This window comes from Paenibacillus puerhi (assembly GCF_009846885.1).
Lineage (GTDB): Bacteria > Bacillota > Bacilli > Paenibacillales > NBRC-103111 > Paenibacillus_G > Paenibacillus_G puerhi.
Genome location: NZ_WUWM01000013.1, coordinates 115153 through 131988 on the forward strand (window position 1 = coordinate 115153; position 16836 = coordinate 131988).

The following is a 16836-nucleotide window of genomic DNA, read 5'->3' on the forward strand; positions in this document are numbered from 1 at the left end:
CAATCGCAAAGCACAAGGGAGCTTGTGTTCTTATTGGAATCTGCATGGAAGCAGCATGAGCCGGATCTGAGCAGCAAGAGCAAAGGTCGGCTCATGCCGTTTGATCGATTTCGAAAGCGCTTTATTTAAGGAAGGAAAAGGATGTCCATCGCTTGAAAGGGGGGATTATTCGCACGCACAAGCAGCCGGCTGAGGCCGGAGCGCGGCATTGCCGCCTTACTTATCCATTCAACCATGGAGGTGTGATCGACTTGCCTTTTCCGATTCGACGTATCGTCGTATTTGCATTGCTGCTTCATCTCCTGGCGGGAAGCGGCCTACTGACGCCGCCGCCTGTCTCGGCATCCTCCGATCTTCCCCGCACCGTGCTGGTGGAAGACGACTTCTCCCAGGCACTGCCCGGAACGGGCGCGGCCGCATGGAACTATGACTTCGGGGCTCCGGCGACTGGCACGGGCGGGGCGGTCATCGCTGCCATCCCTGAAGGGGCGGGCAACGCCATGCGGCTTTCGCTGCAGGATGGTACATCCAATAGCTTTTCCGCCTTGTCGAAAACGTTCGACAGCCAGACGGGTGCCGTCATCTTCGAGACTTCCTTCATGTCAGCCACAGGCACACAGCCTTACCTGAATCTGATCGGCCGAGACGCCACGAATTCCGCGGATTTGTTCGCCGCCCGGATCTCCTCAAGCAAGGGCAAGCTTGCTTTCTTTTCCACCAAGAACGGACCTGCCGAAAGCGCGGTCATCTTCGCTCCCGGCATCTGGTACAACCTAAAGGTGGAAGCGAATGTCCAAACTCAGAAGGTATCCGTCTGGGTTGACGATGTGCTAGTTTTCTCCCGCATCGGCATCGCCGACAGTGTCAGAAGCATCTATAAGCTTCAATGGACGACTACACCCAACAACGGCGAGGTGTACATCCGGCATGTACGCGTGAAGGCAACGCCACCGACGACGGAGCCTCCTGCTCCGACCGGCTTGTATTACATCCCCCGCAATGAAGAGATCGCGATATTCTGGGATGCCGGCGTCACCCATGCCACGCAGCATAATATCAAAATCAAGGAAAACCCGGATGATCCATGGACGGTGTTCGTCTATAACAAAACCAATTTCCTTCCTACGGAACGGACCTCCGTCAAAAAAGTAAATGGAGCGAATATTGTCAACGGCACATCCTATTTTGTCGGAGTCAGCAACGTCTTGAAGGACCTGGACGGCAAGCTGTACGAGGGACCGACCACGGTGATCGAAGCGACGCCGAATGACGTCATATCGGTTCCTTCCGCAGCTACCAGCATCATAAGCGGATTGCAGGTGTATGATGCCTACTATGGATCGAAGTGGGCGGTTAAGGCTGGATTAAAGCTGCAAGAAGCGCCATTTAGCGAAAGGGAATACCGGGTAACGGCCCTCCCCGCACGCTTTGAGCGGATGGAGTGGATTCAGCCAAACGGAAATTCGCAAAGGTATGCAGAAAAGCCTCAGCTGGCTGTGTTCACCGCACGGGATGCGGCTGACGTCTATGTCGCTATGGATGCCAGAGCAACTGTACCGGCATGGCTGGAGCCCGAGTCGGGGTGGGCTCCCACAGGCGAGACGATCCAAGTAGCCGACGCGACGTATCCTTATACCATGCGCGTGTACAGGAAAGAGGTTGCGGCCAACTCGGCGGTAACGCTCGGGTTAAACACCACGGCCGAGGTGACGGAAGGCCGCAATATCGGATATTTTGTACTCGCAGAGCGAAAGTCCACAGGGCTGCAGCTGGATGCGCTCCCTCAATGGACGAGCCGCTCTCAACTATCCGTTAGCGGAACGGTCTACGAAAGTCCGGTTACACTCACCGTTACGAACAACGGGCAGCCGGTGTTCGGCGGATTGGTAGAGGATAAGCAGTTTCAGCTCGAAGTTCCGCTTGCTGTAGGAAAGAATACGCTCGTGTTATCTGCGAGCCGGCCGGGAACCACGCTTACCGATCAGGTGACTTCGGTCGTCTACTACGATCCGGAGGCGCCGCAGCTCATGCTGGTTACGCCGCCAAGCGAGGTGAAATCTCCGGGTTACTCGCTGCAAGGTACTGTAGATGAGACATCGGTCATCAGCGTAACGAATAATGGCAGCCTCATTATCGACAAGGCTCCCGTATCGCCAGGCGTTTCATTCGACCTTCCGCTTACACTCGACGACGGGAGCAATCGCGTGGTGGTGACGGCGTCCGATCTTGCAGGCAATGAAACTATTCGTGAATTGGCGATCCATTATACATTTTGGGCCGGTGCGCCGGAGTTCTATGATATGAACGGCAGCAGGCTGCAGACGCTGGTACCGTCCACGCCGATCGTTGCTGCCAAGCAGATTACGAATACGACCTCGCAAGCGAAGCAAATCGCGCTTTTCGTCGCCCTGTACGATAGCAAGCAAAGGATGATAGATGTTTCAAACCTTGCCGCTACGTTCGCTCCGGGGGAAACGAAGACGCTTCGAACCGGCTTTGTCCTTCCTGAACGGGTAAACGGTTATAAACTGAAGGCCTATGTATGGGATGGCTTGAACAGCATGAAACCATTGTCGGAGGAGTCGGTGCTGCCATGAAACCGAGATACGAGAAGGGAGGCGGGAAGATGAAGAAATGGTTTCTTATCGGAATCAGCCTGTTGGTGGGCTTGCAGGCGGCTCCGGTGATGACGCACGCCGCAGACACTGCCGGAGCTTCAGCGGTTATACAGGCGCTGCCGCAGACACTGGCGCATCCGTCCGGACTGAAGGCGGCGCCGGGGGACGGCAAGGTAGCCTTGTCCTGGGAGCCGGTGGAAGGCGCTGCCGCCTACAGCGTCAAGCGGAGCGAGATTCATGGAGGCCCTTATGTCTCCATAGCGGACGGGATTAACGTTCCGTCTTACGAGGATGCGACGGCAGTCAATGGTACTGCTTATTATTATACGGTCACTGCAGCCGGGATCGCGGGCGCCGGCGAAAGTATGATATCCCGTGAGGCCAAAGCGGTACCCTACGCGGCAGCTTCCGGCGTGCCAGCTAAGCCGACCGGCTATGCAGCGGCAGCGGGAGAAGGCAGCGTAACGTTGACCTGGGATCCGGTGCCGGGTGCGGCTGCCTACAGCGTAGGACGCAGTACGGAGAGCGGCGGGCCTTATACGACGATAGCGAGCGGCCTAGAGACGACTGTCTATGAGGATCTGTCGATGACCAACTCGATGAGCTATTATTATGTCGTGCAAGCGGAAAATTCCAGTGGAGCCGGGCCGCAAACGGATGAAATACACGTCGTGCCGGCTCGACCGATCATCGTCGCTCAAGATGGCATCGGCGATTATACGACGATTCAGGAAGCGGTGAATGCGATCCCTGCCGGGTCGTCCGGTCGGACGGTCATCTATATCGGACCGGGGATTTATCGGGAGCGCGTCACTGTATCGGCTCCCCGGGTCAGCCTGGTAGGGGCTGGCCGGGATCAAACGAAGATCGTCTTCAATCTGTCAGCGGCCACTTCTCCGGGCTCTGCGCTGAACGGCGCCACGCTTACGGTTACCGGGAATCAGTTCACCGCATCCAATCTAACGGTGGAGAACGACGCCCCGATCGCCGAAGGCCAAGCGGTTGCCGTGATGATCAACGCGGATCAGTCGGTGTTCGAGAATGTGATGCTGCTCGGCTACCAGGATACGCTCTATACCGGCATTCCCGCCGCAAGCCCGCGGATCGGCAGACATTATTTCCGCAACAGCGTTATCCAGGGCCGGACCGACTTCATCTATGGACCCGCAACTGCAGCGGTATTCGATCATGTGGATGCTATCAGCATCAATGAGCCGGGTGCGGGCAGCGGCGGTTATGTGACGGCGGCCGCTACGAAGCAGCCTTCGGACCCGGGACTTGTCTTTCTGCATTCCCGGCTGTTGAAGGATGGATCGACTGCCGGGCTTCATTATCTGGGCCGCCCTTGGCAGGATTATCCGACTGTCCGATTCGTCGATACGTGGATGGACGATCATATTCATCCCGAAGGCTGGACGACGATGCAGGTGGAGCCCTCCTACTTCGGCGAGTATCGCAGCACCGGACCTGGAGCAAGCCCTGGCACGCGTGTCCTGTCCACATCGATGTCGGCCGAGGAGGCCAGCGCTTTGACGCTGCCTCGTCTCTTCAGCGGCTGGGACCCGTCGAAACGGATGATTCTGCCCAAGGGGATGCCGCAGGTTACGGCGATCAAGGCTCCGGCGCAGCCCGACGGGCAGGGGGAGGCTTACACGAAGCCGGTCGTCGTTTCGTTCGACATCTCGCATAATGAATATGGCGCTTATCGGACGGAATATCGGGTGAACGGCGGAGACTGGACCCCGTATACGATGGAATTTGAAATAAGCGCAGAAGGCTTAAACGAGGTGGAGTACCGGCTGCTGGACGATACGGGAATCGCTGGCACGACTCGGAAGCTGTCCATCCGGATCGATCCGAATGCCGTCCTGCGCGTCCCAGCATTCCCGGGAGCCGAAGGGGGCGCGATGTATGCGACCGGCGGACGCGGCCAGTCGGTCTACGAGGTGACGACGCTGGAGGACTATGATCCGACGAAGTCGGAGCCTGCCATCCCGGGTTCGCTGCGGGATGCGGTCAGCCAGGATAATCGTACGATCGTGTTCCGGGTGTCCGGCACGATCCATCTGAAGCACGAGCTGAAAATGTCTCATAACAACTTGACGCTGGCCGGTCAGACGGCCCCGGGGGACGGAATCGCGATAAGCGGCTACCCCGTGACCATCGGTGGCGATAATCTGATCGTGCGCTATCTGCGCTTCCGGGCAGGGATCAGCCAGCTCGGCGATTCGGCCAATGTTGGCGGCAATAACATCATCATCGATCACTGCTCGTTCAGCTGGAGCTCGGACGAAACCTTTTCGTTGAAGGAGCACCGCAACATTACCGTACAGTGGAGCCTGGTCAGCAACAGCTTGAATCAATCCATCCATGGAAAAGGCTCCCACGGCTACGGCGGCATATGGGGCGGGACGAATGTCACGTATCATCACAATCTGATCGTCAACCATTCGAACCGGAACCCGCGGTTTGACCGGCAGGTCGATCCTGATGAATATCCGACGAAGATCGACTACCGCAATAATGTCGTCTACAACTGGGGCTTTAATTCGGCTTACGGCGGCGAACAGGCCACGAGCATCAATATGATCAACAATTATTACAAGCCTGGCCCCAGCACCTTTGACGGGGTCAAAAAGCGTCTCGTCAACCCGAGCAGCCAAATGGCCGGCTCCTGGTATATCGACGGCAATGTCATCGAAGGCTTCCCCGAGCATTCGGCGGATAACTGGATGGACTCGGTACATCCGGATTTCGGGATGGATTCCTTGACGCGCCTGCTTAAGCCGGCGGTCGTGCCGGGTGCTGATGATCCGATCGGCGGGCCGGTAGCCACGCAGTCAGCCGAGGAGGCGTATGCGTCGGTCCTGCAGCAGGTAGGAGCCATTCTGCCCAAGCGGGATTCCTTGGATGCTCGCATCGTGTCCGATGTCAGGAACGGCACGGGCAAAATCGTCAACACGATAGCCAGCGACGGAGGCTTGCCGGTCCTGAACAGCGTGAGCGCTCCGCAGGACAGCGATCATGACGGAATGCCCGATGAATGGGAAGTCGCACGTGGACTTAATCCGCACGATCCCGCTGACGGCAACGCCGATCAGACGGGTGACGGCTTCACCAACCTGGAAAAATACATGAACAGCTTGGGAACGACCGGATCTCAGAATCCTCATGTGAGGCTGGAGAACGTGACCATGCACCAGATGTTCACTGAGGGCGAGGATATCGTCCTGTCCGCAGAGGCTTCGGATAGCGACGGAACGGTGGCTAAAGTCGAGTTTTACGATGGGGACATCTTCTTGGGAGAAGCTGCCGAAGCGCCCTTCCAGCTAACGTGGCGGAATGCGGCGGAGGGCCAGCATATGGCCTACGCCAAAGCGATAGACGATACGGGGACCATGACCTTATCGTCGGGGATTATCCTTCATGTGAACCGACCTGCTTCCACCGGCTCTTGGCAATCCCAGGATATCGGCGAGGTGCCGATCCCGGGGACGGCCAGTCTGACAGGGACAGAGCTTAAGGTCAAGGGTTCGGGACAGATCGATGCGCGTAATCGCGACAGCTTTCAATATACGTACCAACAGGTACAGGGGGACTTTGAGCTGATCGCGAACGTGTCATTCGCCTCCGAGATCGATAATCAGGTCAAAGCCGGCCTGATGGTACGGGAAAGCTTGCAGCCCGATTCTCCTTCCACGATGCTCGCCCTTAGCATGGATCCTGCTTACGAAGGCAAATACGCCTTATGGCTGCATCGCCCTGCGAGAGGCGGAGCCTCGGTGAAAGAACGAATCGATGGCGCGCGTATCAGCGCCCCCTATTGGTTCAAGCTGGCAAGGGAAGGGAATGTGCTAGCCGGATATGTGTCTCAAGACGGGAGCAGCTGGGGCCGCATCGGCTCAGCGGAAGTTTCTTGGCCGGAGCAGGTCTACCTGGGGTTTGCGGTAGATGCCGCGAAGTCAACGAGCAACTCCGATTATCTGACGGCGGCTTCCTTCACCGGCGTTGCGTTTAACCGCGCTCCAGCGTTTACGGTCGATAATCCGGCTGTCGAACAGGTCGAGATTCCGGTATATACGGTGACCGGCACGATGACCGACAGCGGCAGGCTGACCGTGACGAATAACGGCCAACCGGCCGCAGGTCCCCTGGACCTGCTTGCGGGAGATCGATTCGCGGAGCAAATCGCGCTGACCGAAGGAATGAATACCATTCAAATATCGGCATACGACCCTGAGGCACCGGGCGGATTGGTGCAGACTCGCACGCTTACGGTCACTTACATCAAACGCGCCCCCGTCATCACGCTGACGGAAGCGCTGCCTGAGATCGTGAGCTCGCCTTCCTATACGCTGCGTGCGAGCGTTGATAAGTCAACCGCCGTGACGGTGACTCTGAATGGAACCCTGCTGATGGAGGCAGTCCCGCAGACGGCGGGAGCGGCATTCCATGTGCCGCTGAGCTTGAAGGAAGGCATCAACGAACTTAGTCTGACGGCCGTGGATCAGTATGGAATTGCCACAACCGACCTGTATTCGCTGATTTACCGCAAGGACTGGGGACAAGGCTTGTTCACGGTATCCGGCGTAGCATTCACCGATCTGGACGGCAGGCCGCTGAGCGGCTTGAAGCGCGGGCAGGATACGTACGTCAGCGCCAACTTCCACAATAATTCCGCAGTTGGGCAGAATGGAGTACTCGTCCTGGGGCTCTACGACCGGAGAGACCGGCTGGTCCGCTATGCGATGATGGAGCAAACGGTCCCGGCGGGCTCGGATCGCACCTTCCAGGCGCTGATGAATGTGCCGAAGGAAGGAAACGGCTACCGGTTGAAAGCGCTCGTGTGGGAGGACTTCATAACTCGGAAGCAAGTCTCGAATGACCTTGTGGTACAGGAGGAGGATCGCCATTGAACAGATGGATATTAGCCCTGCTGGTGCTGCTGGCCGGCGTCCTTGGAAGTTTTAAGACAGCAGCGGCGGCGCAGCCGGTCGTTACGGCCGGCTTCGACAAGAAGACGCAGACGGTTACGATCGAGGGGACCCACGGCGACGCGGCCGGTTTGATCGTGACCGTCCAGGTCCGTACCCCAGCCAATCAGCTTGATTATGCGGATCAAGGGGTGACCGGGGACGGGGGGGCCTTCCGCTTCGCCTACAAGATCGGCGATGCCGCTCCGGGCGCTTACCGCGTGATATCGGGCGGCGAGCGGGCGGATGCGACAGCCTCCGCTTCGTTCCAGATCGGACCGGTAACGCCAGAGCTTTCATTAATTACAGCACCCCAGGAGCCCGATGGCTTGAATGGGTGGTATGTAACTCCGCCTCTGGTCGAGATCCGATCCTCGGTCGGCCTGCCGCCCGGGACGACTGTTGAATACCGGATGAACAAGAAGAACTGGAAAGGTTATGCGAAGCCGATTGTCATCGAGACGGACGGCGAGCATCTGATCGAGTATCGCTTGAGCGAACGCGGATCAAAGGAAGGGCCGGTTCAAAGCGCAACGATAAAGCTGGACACGAAGGCGCCGTTGACGACAGCGAAGGTCAGCTACGGAGAGGGCGGCAGCCACAGCAGTCCATCAGCTCCAGTCGTGAGGCTGACGGCTGCGGATAACGTGTCGGTCACGCAAACCGTATACCGCCTAAACGGCGGAGCATGGAGCGAATATGGGCAGCCGGTCACGATATCCGAGCAGGGCTCCCATACCTTCGAGTATAAGAGCTACGATCAGGCAGGCAACGAAGAGCCTGTCAAGACGGTACAGGTTCATCATGCGCCCGGAGCGCCTATGCTGCATGTCGGCGTAGATAAACCGGTCCTGCAGCGCGCCGACAACAAGCTGGTCACGGTCACGGCATCCGTTTACGCCGGGGAGGGCTCCCGTTTCAAATCCATCGTCTTGACGTCTATCACGGCGAACGAACCGGTTCGTCCCGGGGATATTCAAGGAGCGCGTTACGGTACGCTCGATACCTCCTTCAAGCTGCGTGCGAAGGCGGATGCCAACGGAAGCGGACGATTATATGTGATTACGTACACGGCAACCGATTATGCGGGACGAAAGTCAACCGCCTCGGCGACGGTGGAGGTTCCTGTTCACCGATCAGGCGCTCGATCTGAATCTGCAGATGGGCTACAGCCTGAGGACACGCTGCACCTGAACCTGGAGGATGACTTTGATGACTCTGAGGAATTTATGGACTTTAATGACTTCGAGAGCTTTGAGGATTTTGAAGAAATGGAAGAATACGAGGTAAAATAGTAAGATAGCGTGAATAGGTTGGTCCGGGGAAGAACAGCTTAGGTGAGGAGGACAGCGACCATTTCAAGCAGTTGACGAAGGAAAGCGCCGCAAAGTGTTGGCTGACAATGGCCGATACTTTGGAGGCGCTTTTTTCATGAAGCTGATTTCCCTCGTTATGGATTGCAAGCACTTTAAAAAGGGTATGATTATGGGGTAGAGATGCGAATAAAAGGAGAGAAGCCAAGATGCGTGTTTTCACAGCCGTACCGCTACCAGAGCCTATAGCAAAGGAATTAGAGAGCTGGGTGGAGGCTCACCGGGAACGTTTGCCCTTCCGTAAATGGACCCATCCCCATGATTACCATATCACCCTTCAATTTCTAGGGGAGGCTTCGATGTCCAAGGTCGAAGCGCTTCAGGCTGACCTGAAGCGGATCAGGCAGGAGCCCATCGCTTTGTCCTTAAGCCGCATCGGCACCTTCGGTCCGCCCAAAGCTCCTCGCATCCTCTGGTCCTCCGTCACCGGGGAACTTACGGGTTTGCAAGCGCTGCACGCGGCTGTCGCCCAAGCTACGCAGGGACATGGATTCGAACTGGAGGAACGGGCATATGCACCTCATATTACGCTTGCCCGAAATTTTGTAGGAGCTTCTCCCCTGCGTCTTGACAGCCTGGAACAAATTCCAGCCGTCGCATGGAAAGCGGATTCCTTCGTGCTGATGCAGACTCATATGGGCGCATCGCCCATGTACGAGAGAATAGGAGAATATCCGCTGATCGGCATATAAGCTAATTGAGCGAGCGGGAGAGGGTGACCTTTATTTACGTTGCACCTCTCACCCGTTTTTCCTTCTTCATCAGCATACTTAACGCGATGCCCATGAATACAAGCCCGATTCCTGCATTCAAGAGCTGGCTGACATGAGGACTGATAAAGGTATGGGTTATACTGCCCATGAACGCTACTACCGTCATGAAGCTAGCCGTCGCTCCCAAAGCCCCGGCGCCGAACAGGCATGCCTCTGAGCGCTTCAGCTGCTCGGAATCCAATTTCGTCGAAAACACTCCCGCCCAGAACAGGATGGTGAGAGGACTTGAAGCTGTCAGAAGAATGGCATAAATAAAAGCCTCGTCCGTACCGGAAGCGGCCCCCAGACTGAGCCGGGGCAGGACTTGCAGATCATAGAGACTCGCGACCAAATCAGCCCCGAAGAGAAATAAGACAGCGGCCCCGAGCCGCTTCAAGCCTGCCTTGCTCTTCAACCGCTCCATCACCGATGCAATTCCCCATAGGGCGGCCAGCATAAAAAGCCCATCCACCAGCACAACGCCAAGCACCGCCGCTTCGGCCGGAACAAAACCATCGCCGGATGCTACCTGAAAAATATACATGCACACAGGGCCTACGGCCAATTGCAGCAGCATCCCAAACTTAAATCCTCTGATCAGCACAGTGATCCCTTCTTTATCGGTTGATAGTTTCCTTCAAGGACGAGAGGGAGATGATCGTATTGCTCGATCGCACTCCTTTCATGTTTTTAAGCGTATGAGACAAAAAATGTTCGAGGGCCTGGGTGTCTTCCACCAAAACCTTTAATAAATAATCGTATTCTCCGGCAACGTGATGGCATTCCAGAACAGGGACGCACTGGACGATCTCCTCTCGGAATGCCCCGATATGCCCGGTTTCATCGAGCCGGACAAAAATAAAGGATAACAGCTTGCAGTTGGTTTTGAATCGATTAATTTTGATCGTGTAGGCTTCAATGATCTCCGCTTCCTCCATTTTTCTGATCCGTTCGGTTACAGCCGGTATGGATAAGTTCACTCTGCGGCTTATTTCGGAAGCCGTCATTCTGCTGTTCGTTTTCAGCGCCTCGAGTATGGCGGTATCAATCGCGTCCAACATGATTCCTCCTACGTTGTTTATTTCCTTTATTGTAATATTTGTTTAAAATAGAGTAAATATATCGCAAAAAATCCTTAGAATATTATGTTAATGTATCTTCATACTTAAACTCTTTAAAAACAAAGAGTTGGCTCGCACCTGAACCTTAAAAAAGTTCAGACCTCCCCTGGCATCTTTCTTTTTTAGGCAGCGTGTAACCTTTAAGGTTTTCAAACGTGGTTAAAGGAGAGGGAGGGATTGACACGAGCAGCTTGGATACGATCTATCAAAGCTACGTAAGAGATGTTTATCGGTATTTGCGCTCCCTCTGTGATGACCATCATGCGGCGGAGGACTTGACGCAGGAAACGTTTTACCGCGCTTATCTCTATTTGGAAGACTGCCGGGAGGATAAAATCAAGCCTTGGCTGTTCCGCGTCGCCTACAACGCGTATGTGGATTACAAGCGCAAGGAAAGCAGGAGTTCGTTGCAGCAGCCGGATTTTTTTCAAAATTTGGCCCATACGGATACACCCGAGAACAATGTGCTGCGGCAGGAAGCGAGGGATGAGCTCGTGCAATCGCTGACCGGACTTCCCGAAAACCAGAGGCAAGCGATCCTGCTGTATGATTTTAATCAGTTTTCCTACCAGGAGGCGGCGGCAATTATGGGGGTCAGTCTGTCCCACTTCAAAGTACTGCTCTTCCGTGCAAGACAACGTCTTCGGCAGACAAACGAAAGGATGGGGAAGCATGAGCGAGGAATTTAAAGCCAAACTGAAGCAATATGTCCAAGGGACACTATCAGGCCCGGATAAAGAAGAAATGGAGCGGGAGCTGGAGAAAATGGAAGCTTATCAAGGCTACCTTGATGAGCTGTTGACAGAAGGCGACCTGCAGCGTAAACGTCAGGACAGCGGTCAGGACGACAGTTTGATCCTAGGCGCCGCAAGGACTCAGGAGCATCGCATCATCCGGAAGGGAAAATGGAAGGCGCGCCTGACCAACACTCTGAGTGTTCTCATCCTTGGTCTTGCGATTACGGTTGTCTCCTCCATAGTCACGGGCGTGTTCTATGGGCTTGGAGAGCCTACCCGCACATCGCTGTACAGAGATGCGGTAGCATCGGCGATAGCCGTCTCGCGCCCCAATATTTCTGCGGAGCTGAACGGTCAGGGCATTGCCTTCTTTACGATGGACCTCTCGGGTAGCCTGGTTAAACAGATCGGCGATGAGAGGGTGGGCGTCGGACATATGTCCACGCGTTTTTTGATGAACGTGGCATCTATGCCCCAGATATCCTGGCAGGATAACGGAAGCGGCGGGAGCTCCTTATTTTTTCGTTTCGACAAAACGTTTCCGCTAGCAGAGGGGCAAGAGGCGAGCCAGACTCCAGGTCGTCAGGACGAGGAGGAATGGTCGACCCTGGAGAAGCTGCCCGAAGGGACGGTAGCCGAGGCTTTTATATCGCTAGACCGGTTTTGGACGACAGACGACCTGCTTCAGCAGCTCGAGCACAAAAACCTGCAGCCCCTGTGGTTTGCCGCGGATACCGGACTTGAGTCAGAACGTGAGGATCACGGCATCGTATTAACCCCGCTAGGCTTTCCTTATTGGCCGATGTGGCGCGCTGAGGATCTGTCCATCCAGCACTATTCGGAAGAAAAAACCGGCTGGTTCAGCAAAGTCGTGTCAAGCGGGGGAATGTACCCGACCGTGAAGGCTTATGGCGACGGTGAGCTTAGGGAACAAAACTTCTTGAAAACTTTACAGTTTCTTCAAGAATATAAGTCGATCACGAGAAAAGTCGCTCCCTTTCTGAAGATCGACGAATCGGTGGCCTATATCGAGAAGAACGGCGTCAAGCTGTACGGCTTAGTCGTTACCGGCCCGGTGAAGGAGCTTTTAAAGCTGAAGCAGGAATCTTGGGTCAAAAATCTCCAAGTGGGCGATGTGCGGCTGTGGAATTGGAGGGACCGAAGTTGAGGCGATGTCCGGAGGATCACTTGGGAGGCGGGTATTATTAGTTGTTATCGTACGGTGTGGGGAGAACCTGCGAATCTACAGACGTTTCCGGCCCAATTTCTGCTAACTCGAAGTGCAGCCTTGTCATACATGTAGCTTTGCAGGAATTGAGCAGAAATAACTAATTTCTACGAAAAAACCGGTATGTTAGCAGGAATATACTCATAACAATCAGAGACTTAGCGAAAAAGCGAGCGTAGAGCAGGGTGGGCCTAGCGCCCGCCTTTTTGGCATGGGTCTAGGAAAAACTACGCGGAGAAAAGCTTGCGCTTCCGTCCGAGAATGCGACAGCCCCGATTGCCGGGACAAGCAGACAAAGCAGGGCAGCCGCACGGATAGGCAAAGCAGACAAAGCAGGGCAAGCGGGCCGCAAGCCAGCCACATGCCATAGAGCTTGAATCTGACTATCCCCGTCCTTTCCTCTTTCCGGGTTATAAGCCACATCTAGCTGCATACTCTCGTGACATTCTACTATTTGTCCTCAGTACCTACATTCAACTAGGACAAAAGCTTCCGAAGAGGCGTACAATGCAACGTATCCATAAATCTTCGGAGGTGAAATCATACATGCCATTTTATGGAATTGGCGTGATCGGACTAGGATATGTAGGACTCCCTCTTGCGCGTTTGTTTGTTCAAAAAGGGCAAGAGGTCCATGGGATTGATGTGGATGAGCGAAAAATAGCTCGGCTGCACAAAGGGGAATCTTATTTATCCGATTTTACGGATGAAGAAGTGAGTCAGCTTTTTAAGACCGGTCATTTCCACGTCGGCACTTCCTACGAGGCTGTTCGTGAAGTAGATGTCATCATTATCTGCGTGCCTACACCGCTCGACGAGCATGGCGGTCCAGACCTGCAATACATCCGGGGTGCGATGCAAGGCATCCTTCCCTATCTGCATAAGGATCAGCTACTTGTTCTGGAAAGCTCCACCTTTCCGGGTACTTGCGATGAGCTGCTGAAGCCCATGCTGGAGTCGGCAGGATTTGAAGTAGGGCGCGATGTTTTCTTGGCCTATTCGCCCGAAAGAATAGATCCGGGTACGAAGTGGCAGCTTGAGGACATCCCCAAGGTGGTTGGCGGATACTCAGCCGCGTGTACGGCCTATGCCAAGCAAGTCTACGAATCGGCATTCCATCAGATCGTTGTCGTCTCATCGCTTAGGGCGGCCGAAATGACAAAATTGCTGGAGAACAGTCAGCGATTCGTTAATATTTCACTTATGAATAGTCTGCTGAAACTAGCTCACCGGATGGATATTAGCCTGTGGGAGGTGATCGACGCCGCCAGCACCAAGCCATTTGGGTTTACACCCTACTATCCCGGGGCGGGAATCGGCGGTCACTGCATACCGGTCGATCCGCTCTATTTGCTATGGAAGGCCAAGGAGCAGCAGCTGAGCTTGCCCTTCATCGAACTTAGCAGCCAGGTAAATAACGAAATGCCCGCGTATATCGCCGAGCGAGTAGAACAGAGCATCCATCCCAAATCATTGGGCGGGAGTCGCATTCTGCTTATAGGCGTAACCTATAAAAAGGATGTAAACGATGTCCGCGAATCCCCGGCATTGAAAATCATTTCCCTGCTGCAGCAAAAGGGAGCCGACGTTTCTTTCTTCGATCCGTATGTCGATAAGCTAGTCATCGATGGCCGCACGATTCACGGAACGGCGCTTACTGAATCGAATGTGAAGCTTGCTGACTGCACGCTCATTCTAACGGATCATACAGGCCTTCCCTATGAATGGGTGACGGACCACTCAACCCTAGTGTTCGATACGAGAAACGCAACTTCGGCGTGGGCTGACCGCGGGAACATCATTTATCTTTAGGAGGATGTGAACGGATATGTTGGTGCTTTCTGATTTGGCCCGGCAATTTCAATCCATGAAAGATGAGCTGCTCCGCAAATTCGGGTCATTCATCGAAAGCGGAGCTTATATTATGGGGGAGCATGTGGCTTTGCTTGAGAAAAGCTTCGCCGAAAGGATCGGAGCTTCCTACGCGATTGGGGTAGGGAACGGCACGGACGCCCTGATTCTTGCCCTTGACGCATGCGGAATAGGCGAAGGGGATGAAGTCATTACAACCCCTTATACGTTTTTCGCTACAGCCGAGGCGATCTCCCGCAGAGGGGCCATACCGGTATTTGCGGATGTCGATCCGCTCACCTATAACCTCGACCCGGCGCATATCGAAGCATTAATCACCCCACGCACTAAAGCGATCATGCCCGTACACCTATTCGGTCAGCCGGCCGATATGGACAGCATTAACGCGTTGGCAAAGCAATATGGACTGCTAGTTATCGAAGATGCTTGTCAAGCCTTTGGCGCCCAGTACAAAGGAAGACAGGCCGGCAGCCTCGGGACCGTGGCCTGCTTCTCCTTTTTCCCAACCAAAAACTTAGGCACGATGGGAGATGGCGGGATCGTCGTTACCTCCGATCCGGAGCTAGCAGCCAAGGTGCGCCAGCTCCGCCACCACGGAAGCCCGCGGAAATATTATCACGATACCATCGGGTATAATTCCCGTCTGGATGAGCTGCATGCGCTGATTCTGCTCTCAGCCATGGATCGTATCGAGCAGTGGAATGAGCAGCGCCGGAGCTTGGCAAGCCGGTATTGTCAGCAGCTAGACGGGCTTCCCTATCTGCAGTTGCCCTATGAGCCGGAAGCGGCTCGCAGCGTCTACCATCTCTTCTGTATCGGATCGGAAGAGAGGGAGCCGATCACGGCGATGCTTCGGGCTGCCGGGGTGCAAACAGGGGTCTACTACCCGTGTCCTCTTCATTTGCAAAAAGCGTATAAGCATCTGGGCTACCAAACAGGAGATTTACCTGTCGCCGAGCAGCTTTCCACTCGATTATTCGCGATTCCTATGCATCCCTTCCTAACGACAGCCGAACAGGATTATATTATCTCCGTCCTGCAAGCCTACAGGAGCTTGAACTAAATGAGCGCCCTATCGGTTGCCCTGATCGGTTGCGGCTCGATCGCAAGGAAGCATGTGGCTTCCATCGCGGCTTGTCCTGGAGCCAGGCTATATGCCGTATGCGATGTGAGTCAGGAACGAATGGAAAGCATGGCGACGTTATGGCAGGCGGAGAGTGGGGAGAAAAATAACATCGTCCTGTTCGCGGACTACAGGAAGCTGCTCGCCGATCCGGCGATTGACATTGTCGTTGTCGCCACGATATCGAGCTTGCATGCAGAAATCGCAAAGGAAGCGCTGAAGGCCGATAAGCATGTTGTTTTGGAGAAGCCGGTCGCCCTGTCGCTAAAGGATGTAGACGAGATGATCCGGCTGGCCGAGGAGCGGGGGCTGTTCGTGCAGGTATGCCATCAGCTTCGCTATCGTCCGCTGATGAAGAAGATCAAGGAGCTCGTAGCGGGAGGTGCTTTGGGGAATCTATCGATGGCTTCCGTAACCTTACGGATCTATCGGCCTCCCGGCTACTATCAAACCGCTCCCTGGAGGGGGACGTGGGAGTACGATGGGGGCATGCTGCTCAATCAAGGCATTCATGCCATCGACCTGCTGCTCTGGTGCCTTGGCGAGCCGAGCCGGATCTATGGGGAATTATACAGCCAGGCTGGCGGCAAGGAGACCGAGGATATAGCTCTGGGTCTTCTATCGTTCCCAAGCGGCGCCAAGGGGATGATCGAGGCCAATTCCGTTACACTGCCCGAAAATCTGGAGCAATCCTTGTTTCTGCTCGGAGATCAGGGGGTCATCAGCATAGGGGGCCCCAAGCTGGACCGCATCGATCGCTGGCATATCGAGGGCCAGCCCGATACACGGGAAGCGGCTTTGCAGATCCTGCATCATCATGATGAGCATATCGAGATGTATCGTAGCCTGATCGAAGCCTGCCAAGGAAAGCCTCCCGGCAATTTAATAGATCTTCGGCAGGGCCGACGCACGCTTGAGCTTATTTTTGCCTTATACCTGTCCGCCTCCACAGGCCAGGTTCAGCCTCTTCCGCTCGCCGGCTTCTCCACGCTTCAGATGAAGCAAACCTAAATGGGCTCACCCATCGTGAGTCCGCTGA

At 55.1% G+C, this 16836-nt stretch carries 11 protein-coding genes; 9 read left to right on the top strand and 2 right to left on the bottom strand.

Annotated elements, in window-relative coordinates; all coding sequences use genetic code 11:
- Positions 1 to 152: 152 nt before the first annotated feature.
- From GSF01_RS13800 to thpR, 4 genes are all read left to right on the top strand, one after another.
- Positions 153 to 2597, top strand: a complete 2445-nt coding sequence (locus tag GSF01_RS13800) for a pectin esterase (protein WP_235941481.1) — start codon at positions 153 to 155, stop codon at positions 2595 to 2597.
- Positions 2594 to 7534: a pectinesterase family protein gene (locus GSF01_RS13805; protein WP_159884918.1), complete on the top strand. Its 4941-nt coding sequence runs from the start codon at positions 2594 to 2596 to the stop codon at positions 7532 to 7534. Before GSF01_RS13800 ends, GSF01_RS13805 begins: the two co-directional genes overlap by 4 nt.
- The gene (locus GSF01_RS13810) at positions 7531 to 8886 is read left to right on the top strand and encodes an OmpL47-type beta-barrel domain-containing protein (RefSeq protein ID WP_159884919.1); all 1356 of its coding nucleotides are present in this window, start codon (positions 7531 to 7533) and stop codon (positions 8884 to 8886) included. The genes GSF01_RS13805 and GSF01_RS13810 overlap by 4 nt, the downstream gene beginning before the upstream one ends.
- Before the next feature lie 227 nt (positions 8887 to 9113).
- Entirely contained in the window at positions 9114 to 9656 is a 543-nt protein-coding gene (gene thpR / locus GSF01_RS13815; RefSeq protein WP_159884920.1) for an RNA 2',3'-cyclic phosphodiesterase, read from the top strand.
- 34 nt (positions 9657 to 9690) lie between these two features.
- On the opposite strand, the gene GSF01_RS13820 is transcribed toward thpR, so the two are convergent.
- Both GSF01_RS13820 and GSF01_RS13825 read right to left on the bottom strand, forming a co-directional pair.
- Positions 9691 to 10320, bottom strand: a complete 630-nt coding sequence (locus GSF01_RS13820) for a LysE family translocator (RefSeq protein ID WP_235941482.1) — start codon at positions 10318 to 10320, stop codon at positions 9691 to 9693.
- 13 nt (positions 10321 to 10333) lie between these two features.
- Positions 10334 to 10777, bottom strand: coding sequence for an Lrp/AsnC family transcriptional regulator (locus tag GSF01_RS13825; protein ID WP_235941484.1), 444 nt, complete (start codon positions 10775 to 10777; stop codon positions 10334 to 10336).
- A gap of 215 nt (positions 10778 to 10992) precedes the next feature.
- Here GSF01_RS13825 and GSF01_RS13830 point away from each other — a divergent pair, with 215 nt between their 5' ends.
- The 5 genes from GSF01_RS13830 to GSF01_RS13850 all read left to right on the top strand — a co-directional run bounded on the left by GSF01_RS13830 (position 10993) and on the right by GSF01_RS13850 (position 16808).
- The gene (locus GSF01_RS13830; protein ID WP_328803678.1) at positions 10993 to 11526 is read left to right on the top strand and encodes a sigma-70 family RNA polymerase sigma factor; all 534 of its coding nucleotides are present in this window, start codon (positions 10993 to 10995) and stop codon (positions 11524 to 11526) included.
- Positions 11510 to 12742: an anti-sigma factor gene (locus tag GSF01_RS13835; protein WP_159884922.1), complete on the top strand. Its 1233-nt coding sequence runs from the start codon at positions 11510 to 11512 to the stop codon at positions 12740 to 12742. The genes GSF01_RS13830 and GSF01_RS13835 overlap by 17 nt, the downstream gene beginning before the upstream one ends.
- A 606-nt stretch (positions 12743 to 13348) precedes the next feature.
- Entirely contained in the window at positions 13349 to 14614 is a 1266-nt protein-coding gene (locus GSF01_RS13840) for a nucleotide sugar dehydrogenase (protein WP_159884924.1), read from the top strand.
- Positions 14615 to 14630: 16 nt separating this feature from the next.
- Complete coding sequence (locus tag GSF01_RS13845) at positions 14631 to 15737, top strand: DegT/DnrJ/EryC1/StrS family aminotransferase (protein ID WP_159884926.1); 1107 nt, start codon at positions 14631 to 14633, stop codon at positions 15735 to 15737.
- Entirely contained in the window at positions 15738 to 16808 is a 1071-nt protein-coding gene (locus GSF01_RS13850; protein ID WP_159884928.1) for a Gfo/Idh/MocA family protein, read from the top strand.
- The last annotated feature ends 28 nt before the right edge of the window (positions 16809 to 16836 follow it).

Excerpts from the sequence above, each read along its gene's own strand:
- GSF01_RS13805 (WP_159884918.1), top strand. The coding sequence starts at position 2,594 with ATGAAACCGAGATACGAGAAGGGAGGCGGGAAGATGAAGAAATGGTTT.
- thpR (WP_159884920.1), top strand. The coding sequence starts at position 9,114 with ATGCGTGTTTTCACAGCCGTACCGCTACCAGAGCCTATAGCAAAGGAA.
- GSF01_RS13825 (WP_235941484.1), bottom strand. The coding sequence starts at position 10,777 with ATGTTGGACGCGATTGATACCGCCATACTCGAGGCGCTGAAAACGAAC.
- GSF01_RS13835 (WP_159884922.1), top strand. The coding sequence starts at position 11,510 with ATGAGCGAGGAATTTAAAGCCAAACTGAAGCAATATGTCCAAGGGACA.
- GSF01_RS13840 (WP_159884924.1), top strand. The coding sequence starts at position 13,349 with ATGCCATTTTATGGAATTGGCGTGATCGGACTAGGATATGTAGGACTC.
- GSF01_RS13845 (WP_159884926.1), top strand. The coding sequence starts at position 14,631 with ATGTTGGTGCTTTCTGATTTGGCCCGGCAATTTCAATCCATGAAAGAT.
- GSF01_RS13850 (WP_159884928.1), top strand. The coding sequence starts at position 15,738 with ATGAGCGCCCTATCGGTTGCCCTGATCGGTTGCGGCTCGATCGCAAGG.